The sequence below is a fragment of the Soonwooa purpurea genome, from assembly GCF_053891095.1.
Window position 1 is genome coordinate 1 of the sequence record NZ_JBSSMA010000021.1, and the last position, 11568, is coordinate 11568.

The 11568-nt window shown below is 28.5% G+C and carries 17 protein-coding genes; 14 read left to right on the forward strand and 3 right to left on the reverse strand.

Translation table 11 applies throughout. The features are described from left to right. Positions 1–17: 17 nt before the first annotated feature. Positions 18–200 carry a hypothetical protein gene (locus ACVFVN_RS13895; RefSeq protein ID WP_456235734.1) on the reverse strand — a complete coding sequence of 61 codons (183 nt, stop codon included), beginning with the start codon at positions 198–200 and terminating at the stop codon, positions 18–20. 40 nt (positions 201–240) lie between these two features. Here ACVFVN_RS13895 and ACVFVN_RS13900 point away from each other — a divergent pair, with 40 nt between their 5' ends. From ACVFVN_RS13900 to ACVFVN_RS13935, 8 genes are all read left to right on the forward strand, one after another. Then, positions 241–822 carry a hypothetical protein gene (locus ACVFVN_RS13900; protein ID WP_456235735.1) on the forward strand — a complete coding sequence of 194 codons (582 nt, stop codon included), beginning with the start codon at positions 241–243 and terminating at the stop codon, positions 820–822. Positions 823–1411: 589 nt separating this feature from the next. Continuing rightward, positions 1412–1765, forward strand: coding sequence for a type II toxin-antitoxin system RelE/ParE family toxin (locus tag ACVFVN_RS13905; RefSeq protein WP_456235736.1), 354 nt, complete (start codon positions 1412–1414; stop codon positions 1763–1765). After that, the gene (locus ACVFVN_RS13910; RefSeq protein ID WP_456235737.1) at positions 1755–2045 is read left to right on the forward strand and encodes a helix-turn-helix transcriptional regulator; all 291 of its coding nucleotides are present in this window, start codon (positions 1755–1757) and stop codon (positions 2043–2045) included. The genes ACVFVN_RS13905 and ACVFVN_RS13910 overlap by 11 nt, the downstream gene beginning before the upstream one ends. A 228-nt stretch (positions 2046–2273) precedes the next feature. Further along, a complete protein-coding gene (locus tag ACVFVN_RS13915; RefSeq protein ID WP_456235738.1) occupies positions 2274–2657 on the forward strand; it encodes a hypothetical protein in 384 nt (127 codons plus the stop codon). Next, positions 2620–3012 carry a hypothetical protein gene (locus ACVFVN_RS13920; protein ID WP_456235739.1) on the forward strand — a complete coding sequence of 131 codons (393 nt, stop codon included), beginning with the start codon at positions 2620–2622 and terminating at the stop codon, positions 3010–3012. The genes ACVFVN_RS13915 and ACVFVN_RS13920 overlap by 38 nt, the downstream gene beginning before the upstream one ends. Before the next feature lie 192 nt (positions 3013–3204). Continuing rightward, on the forward strand, positions 3205–3858 hold the full coding sequence (locus ACVFVN_RS13925; protein ID WP_456235740.1) for a DUF6843 domain-containing protein: 654 nt from the start codon (positions 3205–3207) through the stop codon (positions 3856–3858). Between the two features lie 49 nt (positions 3859–3907). Beyond that, complete coding sequence (locus ACVFVN_RS13930; protein ID WP_456235741.1) at positions 3908–4978, forward strand: restriction endonuclease; 1071 nt, start codon at positions 3908–3910, stop codon at positions 4976–4978. 267 nt (positions 4979–5245) lie between these two features. Continuing rightward, a complete protein-coding gene (locus ACVFVN_RS13935; protein ID WP_456235742.1) occupies positions 5246–5860 on the forward strand; it encodes a hypothetical protein in 615 nt (204 codons plus the stop codon). A gap of 8 nt (positions 5861–5868) precedes the next feature. On the opposite strand, the gene ACVFVN_RS13940 is transcribed toward ACVFVN_RS13935, so the two are convergent. Then, positions 5869–6087: a hypothetical protein gene (locus ACVFVN_RS13940; protein WP_456235743.1), complete on the reverse strand. Its 219-nt coding sequence runs from the start codon at positions 6085–6087 to the stop codon at positions 5869–5871. Between the two features lie 3 nt (positions 6088–6090). Here ACVFVN_RS13940 and ACVFVN_RS13945 point away from each other — a divergent pair, with 3 nt between their 5' ends. The 5 genes from ACVFVN_RS13945 to ACVFVN_RS13965 all read left to right on the forward strand — a co-directional run bounded on the left by ACVFVN_RS13945 (position 6091) and on the right by ACVFVN_RS13965 (position 10269). Continuing rightward, entirely contained in the window at positions 6091–6606 is a 516-nt protein-coding gene (locus tag ACVFVN_RS13945; RefSeq protein ID WP_456235744.1) for a hypothetical protein, read from the forward strand. A 288-nt stretch (positions 6607–6894) separates the two neighbouring features. Further along, positions 6895–7431 (forward strand): hypothetical protein, encoded by a 537-nt coding sequence (locus tag ACVFVN_RS13950; RefSeq protein WP_456235745.1) that lies wholly within the window; start codon positions 6895–6897, stop codon positions 7429–7431. A 281-nt stretch (positions 7432–7712) separates the two neighbouring features. Further along, positions 7713–8666, forward strand: a complete 954-nt coding sequence (locus tag ACVFVN_RS13955; RefSeq protein ID WP_456235746.1) for a Fic family protein — start codon at positions 7713–7715, stop codon at positions 8664–8666. 227 nt (positions 8667–8893) lie between these two features. Continuing rightward, positions 8894–9334: a hypothetical protein gene (locus ACVFVN_RS13960; RefSeq protein ID WP_456235747.1), complete on the forward strand. Its 441-nt coding sequence runs from the start codon at positions 8894–8896 to the stop codon at positions 9332–9334. A gap of 230 nt (positions 9335–9564) precedes the next feature. Beyond that, positions 9565–10269: a hypothetical protein gene (locus ACVFVN_RS13965; RefSeq protein ID WP_456235748.1), complete on the forward strand. Its 705-nt coding sequence runs from the start codon at positions 9565–9567 to the stop codon at positions 10267–10269. A gap of 81 nt (positions 10270–10350) precedes the next feature. Here ACVFVN_RS13965 and ACVFVN_RS13970 read toward each other — a convergent pair whose 3' ends face one another. Beyond that, a complete protein-coding gene (locus ACVFVN_RS13970; protein WP_456235749.1) occupies positions 10351–10473 on the reverse strand; it encodes a hypothetical protein in 123 nt (40 codons plus the stop codon). Positions 10474–10493: 20 nt separating this feature from the next. On the opposite strand from ACVFVN_RS13970, the gene ACVFVN_RS13975 reads away from it, so the two are divergent. Continuing rightward, positions 10494–11246, forward strand: coding sequence for a hypothetical protein (locus tag ACVFVN_RS13975; RefSeq protein WP_456235750.1), 753 nt, complete (start codon positions 10494–10496; stop codon positions 11244–11246). Positions 11247–11568 lie beyond the last annotated feature (322 nt).

Sequence of the window (11568 nt, forward strand, 5' to 3'; positions counted from 1 at the left end):
ATTCCGCCGAATGCTTTTCAATTCTGCAATTTTTTGTAAGTTAGCAGAAGTGAAAAAGCATCGGCTACGTTTCTGAATTCTTGAACTTTCAGTCCTTCGAATTCCCGCACTTCGCCAATACTTTTTCCGTTAGCTGTAATTTTATCCAAAATGCCGTCAATAAAAATAATTCTTTTATTTCCTTGTATTTTATTTTTCATTTTTAGTTGTAAAACTAATGATGTCTTATCCTTAAAAAAGATGAATAAGAAAGAGCGAAATAATTTCATTTCTTCAAACTTAGAATCTAAAAATGGTGCAGATTTAGGAAATTTCATTTATCACCTAAAACAATCAAAAATAGATTTAAATAAATTTGAAAAACTTCTGCTTGAAAAATTAAAAAGCACAAAATTTCCTTACGATATAAATATATTAACCGAAACATTGATAGAAAATCCAAAAAACAAATCTGAAATTGAGAGTGTTTTAAATTCAAAAATAAAAATTTGGGATACAGGAAACTGGTCAGAAAAAATGTGGAATTTTATTAAGAGTAATAATCTAAATGTTGAGAAACCAAATCATTATACTTTAGAAAATAACTCTTCAAAAAAATATAATATTCGTCAGTTTGTAAATTCGAAAATTGAAAATGAAGAAATAGGCAAAAATCCTTTGCTAATGGTAGATTGGCAAATTGTTAGTTATGAGGAAGGAAAACTAATTGAAACTTTGGAAAAATTAGACATTAAACAAATTGATTATACTTCTAAAAATCAATCGGTTTCATTATACGGAAAAAGAGGGATGGATGGACTTTTACAAGTTACAACAAACTAAAAAAACTACAGCTAACATTGTATTGGCAAAATGCGGGGTTAAATACTAAATTGGAATATTCGAAACTTTTAGCCGCCGCTGCTTTTCATATTGTTTTTTTTCTTAATTTAGACAATCTGAAAAAGCATCGGCTCACAGCAGTTCTGAATTGAACTTTCAGTTAAATCCAGTTCGCACTTCGCCAATACTTTTTCCGTTAGGCGATATGCTATAAAAATTGCCATCCACAACAAATTAAAGAACTAAATATAATTTTATGATTCTGCCTTTACTTGGATTGATTACTTCAATTTTATTATCTTCGATATTAGCAATTTTGGTAATTATATTACACAAAAAATGGAAAGTAAGTTGCATAAATATCTTTTTTTTCGATATTGGAGGAGCAATTCTATTTTTTATTTTTACAATGATTTATACCAGTTTTTTTGGTAATAACGGAGAACTTGAATCAACACTTTCTGTAATATTCTATTTAGCCTTTTCATTGATTTTTGTAATTTTAGGCGGCTTCTTTTCACTCAAATTACTTCATTCACTTATAAAAAAATAATTTGGAAAAATGTAACTTTTATATTACCTTTGTTTTATGAAAGTAAGAGAAGTTATATCGTTTAAAAAATATTTTGAAAATTTTCTTTCTGAACAACCTCAAAAAGTTCAGAATAAAATATTCAAGATTATTGAAGCGATTGAAACTCTTGAGCGTGTTCCTTCAAACTATTTAAAACATATTGTAGGAACCGATGGATTGTACGAAGCAAGAATTCAATTAGGTTCAAATATTTGGAGAGTTTTTTGCTTTTTTGATGGTGAAAAATTGGTTGTTTTAATGAATGGATTTCAAAAGAAAACACAAAAAACACCAAAAAATGAAATTGTTAAAGCCTTAAAAATTATGGCTGAATATTATGAACAAAAATCAAAAGAAAATGGAAACTAAAAGTTGGAAAGAAATAAAGGACAGCGTTTACGGAAAAAAAGGAACTGAAAGAAGAGATGAATTAGACAGAGATTTCGAGTCTTTTAAAATTGGTTTATTGCTACGTAAAGCTCGTGAAGAAAAACATTTAACTCAATCTGAATTAGCAGATTTGGTCGATAAAAAACGTGAATATATTTCTAAAATTGAGAATAATGGAAGTAATTTAACACTTAAAACATTATTTGACATTGTAGAAAAGGGACTTGGCGGAAAAGTAAGAATTTCGATTGATGTTTAACAAGCACATCGCCTAACATTGTATTGGCAAAATGCGGGGGAAAGTAACAATTTGAACTACTCTACATTTTTAGCCGCCGCTATTTTTCCATTTCACTAATTTTTTGTAAGTTCGTTTCATGGAAAAAATATCGGCTACGTCCGAACTTTCTTGAACTTATCGTTCTTCGAATTCCCGCACTTCGCCAATACTTTTTCCGTTAGCCGTAATTTTATACAAACATTGACCTTGAAAGAAAAAATTGAAAATTTAAGAAATATCAAATCTGATTTTTTTCTTGCTACAAATTCTTTTTGCTTTGATTTAAAAACTGAAGATGAAATTTTAGTTTTGTGGATTAATCCTATATGGAGATTATATAAAAATAATGTTCTTATAAACTCATCTTTTGAATGTCCAATTTTTCAAGATTATGAAATTGAAAAAGAATATGAAACTGATTTCAAAAATTGGTGTGAAAATTTTAATTATTTAAAATCTCAAATTATATTAAACTTTAAAATTGCAGATTTAGATGATATAAAATTATATTTTGAAGATGGAAGCATTTTAGAAACGTTCAAATTTGACGAAGATGAAACTTGGTATTTGCAAAACAAAGAAAATGATTAATACGATTCGAATATTTTCAATAATTACATTTTGTTTAATAATTATTGCCGGAGATATGATTGCTTTTCCACTAATCTTCTGGTTGTTAATTTCCGCATTTTATATTGGAAGCATTGATCAAATTTTTGCAATTTTAGCATTAATTGGAATTATCTTAAACTTCACAAAATGGAAAAATAAAGTTCCGATAACAATTTTAAGTTTCTTATTTATGCTATCACCTATAATCTCTAGAATGGTTCAAGTTCCAATCGAATTGTTTGATTACTTATCTTTTGAAATTCCATTAGTCATATTTGTAATTACTTATTTGACTTTTATTATTACAAACGCAAAGCAAAAAAACTACGGCTAACATAGGTTTTGCAAAATGCGGGTTTAGTCATTGATTGAAATTTTGTCAAAATTATTCGCAACTGCTTTTCATATTGTTTTTTTAACTAATTTAGACAATCTGAAAAAGCATTTGCTTCGTTTCGGAATCCTTGAACTAAAGTTCTTCGAATTCCCGCACTTCGCAAAGCCTTTTTCCGTTACCTGCAATTTTATGAAAACCACACTATTATTGAGATATTTTGGAATAGGAATAATGTTTTTGGGAATTATTCTCAATATTTTAATGGTAATAAACCAAGCGTGGCCAACCTATCTTTACGGAATTTTATTCCTAATTGGTTTGTGTTTCTTCTTAATTGCAAAATATTTCAAAAATACTCCAATTTTTTTGCAACTATTAATAATCATCACTCCCTTTCTAACTTATTATATTTATTATGAAATTAATTCTTCTTCAAAAGACATCTTTTTAATTCCGAATGGTTTCAGAGGGAAAGTTGTAATTCTTTACGACCAAAAAAACGGAACAGAAAAAGAATATGAAGGAAATTTTAGAGTGTATAAAATACCTAAAAATGGAATATTAAAAACTAAATTTAAAGTAAAAGGAGATTCTTGGGATATTGGTGATGCAAAATATTATTTTGTGAATGGAAATAAGAGAATTCCGATTCAACAATATTGTTTATACTGCGAAAATGAAAAAATTGACACGATTTCTGTTCAATCAATTCCAGGCGAGGGCGGAAGTTTTAATCAAAATGCAAATAACTTACAAACTAATTATTTATCATTTTATATCGACGTTCCCAACAAAAAATTCAAACCCAATAATAACATATTTCAAACCTTAAAACTCGAATAAAAAACTGCAGGTAACATTGTATTGGCAAAATGCGGGGTGAAGTGCAAAATTGAAAAGCAGAAATATTATTCCGCTCATGCTTATCAATTCTGCAATTTTTTGTAAGTTAGCAGTATTGAAAAAGCATTCGCTACGTTTGGTCGTTCTTGAACTTTCAGTTCTTCGAAAGCCCGCACTTCGCCAATACTTTTTCGTTATGTGTAATGTCGCCAAATCAGACGCAAAAAAAATGAATCAAGAAATACCGAAATTCCACGAGACTTTTAATCCTATTTTAGAAATCTTAGCCGACAAAGAAATAATTCACACAAGAGAAATGCAAAAAAGAGTAATTGAAAAATATTATTCTCATTTACCTAAAGAATTATTAGAAGAAAAAACTAAATCAGGCGAAATTTTAATAAATAATCGTATTGCTTGGGGAAAATCTTATTTAAAAAAAGGAGGTTACATTCATTATCCATCTAGAGGTAATGTTCAAATAACAGAAAAAGGGCTAAATCAAAAAGTAGCATTAAATTTAAAGGATTTAGAAGAAGAAACATCCCTACTCGACTTTTATCAAACAGAAAACGAAAAGCATTCTCACTCAACAGAAATAAATCAAATCTCAAATGCTTCGCCTCAAGACTTAATTGATGAAGGTTTTGACCAAATTGAAAGAGAAATTAAATATGAACTTTTAGAAAAATTAAAAACTATCGATCCATATTATTTTGAAAAAGTTGTTTTAAAATTATTGAATAAAATGGGATATGGTGATTTTATTGAAACTTCTAAATCTGGTGATGGTGGAATTGATGGCATTATAAATGAAGACAAACTTGGACTTGACAAAATTTATATACAAGCAAAACGTTTTACGGAAAATAAAGTCCGAGAAAAAGATATAAGAAATTTTATCGGAGCAATGAGTGGTGATACAAATAAAGGAGTATTCGTAACTACTTCGCTTTTTGACAAAGGCGCAGAAGAAAAAGCTAAAAATGCGCATCATAAAATAATTTTAATTGATGGAAATAAACTTGTTGATTTAATGCACGAATTCAACGTTGGAGTTCAAATCAAACAAACTTATGAAGTAAAACATTTAGATGAAGATTTCTTCGTCGAACAATAAAAAGAAAAAAGACACTACACATAACATTGGTTTTGCAAAATGCGGGGATAAGTCTAAGCTGAAAATTTTGTCAAAATAATCCGCAAATTGGCTTTTCATATTGCTTTTTTTATTAACTTAACAATCTGAAAAAGCCATTTGCTTCGTTTGTGAATCCTTGAACTGAAGTTCTTCGAATTCCCGCACTTCGCAAAGCCTTTTTCGTTAGCTGACATTTTTTACCAAACAATGGGATTATTTGATTTTTTCAAGAAAAACAAAAAGATAATGAACTACGAACTTATTAGAGATGAAAATGGAAAACATCAAATTGGTGGTGAAATTCCTAACGATTTCAAAATCCCTGAAAATGAATTTTTAGGAAACTTTCAATATTTAGGATTTATTAATAATGAAGATCCACTTTTTTCTTGGTTGCCTTTCAAAGTGAATTTAATTCATCCAATTTATACAGACGAATATTTTGTTTACCTAGATTATGAAAACACAAATGCACCGAAAATAATTGAACCTAAAGACACTTCTTCTTCTACGAGTGCATTCGACGAAGTTACAAAAGATTCGAGAATAATTTTTGAAGCAGTAAAAGTTAAAACAGAATTAAAAGAAGAAATTGATGAATATGAATCTATTGGATTATGTGGAGAACCAGAATGGTTACAAGAAGCGAAAATTCCAGTTTGTCCTAAAAGTGGAAAGCAAATGAGATTTCTTTGTCAATTAGGAAGTTTTGGGAAAATTAAATCAACTTTCTCAAATGTTATTCCCGAAGACGGAATGGAAATATATTTTGAAGAATTAAATTTTTGGTGTGATGGAAACATCTATATTTACATTGAACCAACTTCAAAAACAATGTGCTATACAATGCAAAACACTTAAAAAAAACGTCAGCTAACATTGTATTGGCAAAATGCGGGGTTAAGTGCAAAATTGAAAAGCAGAAATATTATTCCGCTCATGCTTTTCAATTCTGCAATTTTTTGTAAGTTAGCAGTATTGAAAAAGCATTCGCTACGTTTAGTCGTTCCCAGAACTTTCAGTTCTTCGAAAGCCCGCACTTCGCCAATACTTTTTCCGTTAGGCGACATTATGCCAAAATTCTGCATAAAATGAAATTAAAAGAAAACGAAAAAATATTAGAAGAAATTGTACATTCAAATCGAATTCCTTTTAGATTAGAAGATATGTTAACGATCCCTTTTTTTATTTTTTTTTCATTTATTATTTCCATGATATTTTCTCTAAGTATCGACGAATCAAAAAAAGATGTAGTAAATTTTTTCATTTATCCTTTCGCTGCTCTTTTTGCGCTATTTATGACTGTTGGTAGAATATTTATTAGATGGTACAAAACAAAAATAAGTAGGTTTTATATTTCAAATCAACGAATTATTTTCACAGATAAATCGGGAAAATTAATTGATAAATCATTTAAATTAGACGGTTTAGAAATTAATTATCGGGAAGATTTATATGGCAGCGGATATATAATAATTGGAAAACAAGAATCTTTATTTCAGGGAAGAGGAATTAATTTATTTGAAGATCAAGATGTAATGTATAATGTTTATAGAGTTAAAGAAATTTTTGACAAGATAAACAATGTGAAATATAACGTCGCCTAACAGTGGTTTTGCAAAATGCGGGGTTAAAGTCTAAGTTGAACTATTTTAGATATTTATCCGCAAATTGGCTTTTCATATTGCTTTTTTTTATTAACTTAACAATCTGAAAAAGCCATTTGCTACGTTTTGGAATCCTTGAACTTTTCGTTCTTCGAATTCCCGCACTTCGCAAAGCCTTTTTCCGTTAGCAGAAATCTCAAACCAATATTCCGTATGAAACTAAAATTTAAATTTCTATTCACAATCATCTTTTTCTCAAATTTTGTTTTTTCGCAAAACACAATTAAAATGACCAATAATTATGGTAGTGAAAATAAAGAAATTCAAGATTTAATTGATTTTGAAAATATTTATATTGAACAACTCAATTTTGAAGGAGAAAATCTTAAAGGAAAATCTTATCAAATAAATCTAGAAGAATATGTCAATGGAAAATTAAGTAAAAGCACAATGATTTTCGATGGTACAGAAACTGATTATTTCAAAATTGATTCAGATAAAGAATCATTAAAATTCTTCTTTAAATTAAGCGATGGAAAATTAAAGACATATATACGTGGAAATAAATTTGGAAGCAAAAAATCTTATTTTAAATTGTTAGGTGAATCAGATCAATATGCTCTTAAAGATTTTTACGGAAGCAAAAAGGAACTAATTCTTGATTTAAACAAGAAAAATTCTGTTTTCGCAATTATTACTCCAACAATTCATAAAGATGGATCTGGTTCTTATTGTGAAGTTGCACAATCTGATATACAACCAGAAAAATTAGGAGAAAAATTCAAAATACCTCATTATTTTTTAGTAACTATAACATTTAAATAAAGAGACTTCTGCTAACATCGGCTTGGCAAAATGTGGGGTTAAGTGCTAAATTGAACTTCTCACCTATTTATCCGCAAAAGCTGTTTTGCTTTTGTTTTTTTTATTAAATTTACCAAAAGCCACAGCTTTTGCTTCGTTCGGTTCTGAATTGAACTTTCGCTCAATTCAAGCCCGCACTTCGCCAAGCCGCGGCTCGTTGTACGCAATATTTTCCAAGATTGCGCTTCAATTCAAAATTAAAAACTTAAATTTGTGATAGTATCAAATGATAGTATCAATATATGAAGCCACCGTACGAAATTACATCAGAAATTTTAAAATTTATTTCTTCCATTTCAGAGAAAATTGGAGAGGTAAACGCAAAATATTTAATAAAAACCAATCCAACTTTAAGAAAACAGAATCAAATCAAAACGATTCATTCTTCATTAAGTATCGAGGGAAATACATTAACTGAAGAACAAATCACAGCAATCCTAGAAAATAAAAGAGTTGTTGGACCAGAAAAAGATATTTTAGAAGTTCTAAACGCTTTAGAGGTTTATAAAAACATAAACAAACTTAAACCTGAAAATGAAAAGGACTTTCTAAAAGCACATAAACTACTTTTACAAAAACTGATTCATGAACCTGGAAAATATCGAAAACAAGGTGTTGGAATTGTAAAAGGTTCAAAAGTTGAGCACATTGCTCCGCCATTTGAAAATGTACCATACTTGATGAAAGATTTGTTCGATTACTTGAAAAGTAAATCTGAATTAACTTTAATAAAAAGTTGCGTATTTCATTACGAAATGGAATTTATACATCCTTTTATAGATGGAAACGGAAGAATGGGAAGATTGTGGCAAACATTAATTTTAATGCAAGATTATCCCATTTTTGAATTTTTACCATTTGAAACTTTAATTTCAAAAAATCAAAACGAGTATTACAAAGTTTTATCCATTTCTGATAAAGAAGGAAAATCAACAAAATTCATCGAATATATGTTGAAGATTATTGACCGTTCATTAAGCGAATTACTCGAAAATTCTGCTAAAAAACTTAGTGATAAAGATAGAATTCAACTATTTTTGGAAAGTAATCAGAATGAATTTAGTCGAAAAGAATACATGATTTTTTTTAAAGACATTTCTTCCGCCACAGCAAGTCGTGATTTAAAAAATGCCGTAGAAAATGGAATCATTTCAAAAAACGGAGATAAAAAAACAACAACTTACAAAAGGCAATAATACTGCGTACAACAGTGGTTTTGCAAAATGCGGGGATAAGTCTAAGTTGAACTATTTTAGATATTTACCCGCAAATTGGCTTTTCATATTGCTTTTTTTATTAATTTAACAATCTGAAAAAGCCATTTGCTACGTTTGTGAATCCTTGAACTAAAGTTCTTCGAATTCCCGCACTTCGCAAAGCCTTTTTCGTTAGCTGTAATACAACTCAAAAAAAACTATTTCCAATGAAAGAATACTTCACTTTAATTCCTTTGGAATTACACATTCTTATACTTGTCTATTCTTATATCCACTATAACAGTGATAAGTATATTAATCAACGTGTTAATCCTACTGTTGAAAGTCCATTAAGTTGGCAAATAAAACAACCTTCAATATTTGAAAAATCGTTTGCTATTTACGAAGGAATTTTCTCCACTCTTTTAATAATAATTACATGTCTTTTCATGGGTTATAAAGTGAAATGGTATTATGCAATATTTTTATACTTAGAGATTATTATTATAGCTGGACTATTTATAGGGATTTTAAATGGCTTAATAATGAGACTTTTTAAAACTAATTTATTTGCAATTCAAAAATTTTGTAACAATACAAGATTTTTAACAATATTTATTGACATATATTTATTCTATAATTTATTCAAAATAATAAGTAATTACTAATTTGTACTACAGCTAACAGTGGTTTTGCAAAATGCGGGTTTAAAGTCTAAGTTGAACTATTTTAGATATTTATCCGCAAATTGGCTTTTCATATTGCATTTTTTTATTAATTTAACAATCTGAAAAAGCCATTTGCTACGTTTCGGAATCCTTGAACTTTTCGTTCTTCGAATTCCCGCACTTCGCAAAGCCTTTTTCGTTAGCTGTAATATCACTAAAAAAGACCGTTTATGAGAATATCTTTATTTTTTTTGACTTTACTATCTCAAATATTATTTGCACAAAAAAGCGAAAAGAAAATATTCAAAATGCAAATAATGTCACCTGAAAATATTTCAATTCCACAAGATTTGGTTAAATACAAAGACACAATTCTAAGCAATCATATTAAAGGTTTTTACAATCAAAAAAAACATTTACAAGACATGATTAGTTTTACAGATTATCCGGAAGATATGAAAGATGATTTTGAAAAAACTAAGAAAGATGCTGCTCTGCAACTGAAATATATGGATAGTATTGAATCCAATTTAAAAGATTATACGGTTTCTGAAGATTTTCTATATTCGGTTGCGGTTTTAAATATGGTTTACAATGAATATGAGCCTTATTCAGAAATCTCTGGAAGTAAATATTCATCAGAAGCGAATAAAAACATTGAAAATTATTGTAAAAAGAATAATCTTGATTATTTCATTTTTTTTGATAATCCAATTATTACAAAATCAAAAAATGATTATGTGATGAGCTCTACTTTAAAAGTTTTTTCAAAAAAGGAACAAAAAATTATTGTTGAGCAGAAAATTACAGGTGATACAAATAGTTACGGAGATTTATGGACTTGTGGAAATCCATTAAGTTGCTTAATAATAACCTCAATACGAAGCTCATTAGAAGTTGTAATTCCAGAAATAAATAAAAAACAAAAAAAATGATACTACAGCTAACAGTGTATTGGCAAAATGCGGGGAGAAGTGAAAAATTGAAAAGCAGAAAAAATATTCCGCTCATGCTTTTCAATTCTGCAATTTTTTGTAAGTTAGCAGTATTGAAAAAGCATTCGCTACGTTTAGTCTTTCTTGCACTTTCAGTTCTTCGAAAGCCCGCACTTCGCCAATACTTTTTCCGTTATGCGACATTTTATTCAAACCACAGTCAAATGAAGAAAATTTTCACATTTTTAGTTATAACTATATCACTAAAAACTTTTGCACAAAACACAGACACAATAAAATTTTCTGACTTTAAATTGTGCGAACTAACTACTGATATTTTAAAACAAAATGATCCAAATCTAAAACAAATAAAAACTGAGGAAATGGATTTATGTTCAGATGGTTTTGTACAAGATGGAAGATTTGAAAACAGGATTGGTTATGAAAGCAAATTATTATCCGGAATTATTTTCCAAAAATATCAATCAAATTTAAATACAATTGCAAAAATTCATTTAACAAAAGATTTTAAGGGATTTTTACCGAACGGAAAATATATTGAAGTTGCAAAACTTAAATTAAAAGACGTAATTGGAAATTCTCAAGATTACAAATGGAGAGGAAGAGATTGCTCTGATTATATGAAAATAAGCAATGACGAATCTCTAAGTTATTACGTGAAAATTAATAAAACTTTAGAACCAAGATATCCAGTTGATAAAAAATATTATATGGAACAACAAATAGAAGGAATTGATATTGTTTCCGACTGTTATTCATATTACGAAAAAAATCAACAGAAAATTAAGCCTTTAATAATTTTGGAAGGAAAAGAAGTCAGCGAAGAATCAATGCATTCGGTAAAACCAGAAGATGTCGACCATATAAATGTAATAAAAGACAAAAATGCAACTGATAAATATGGAGAAAAAGGTAAAAATGGAGTCATTGAAGTTTTTCTAAAAAAGAAGAAATAAAAAAACGTCGCATAACATAGTATTGGCAAAATGCGGGGGAAAGTATAAAATTGAACTACTCTACTTTTTTAGCCGCCAATATTTTCCAATTCCACATTTTTGTTTAACTTAGTTCCATTGAAAAAATATTGGCTACGATTGGTCTGAACTTGAACTTTCGTTCAAATTAAGCCCGCACTTCGCCAATACTTTTTCCGTTACACGCAATAGATTAGCGCGTTTTCGGATAATAATTTCTCTTTTTTTAACATTGAAATTTAAGGTTTTATAAGAAAAAATTCAGTAGAAATATTGGGTTTAAAAAGTTATTAAATTTTCTTGA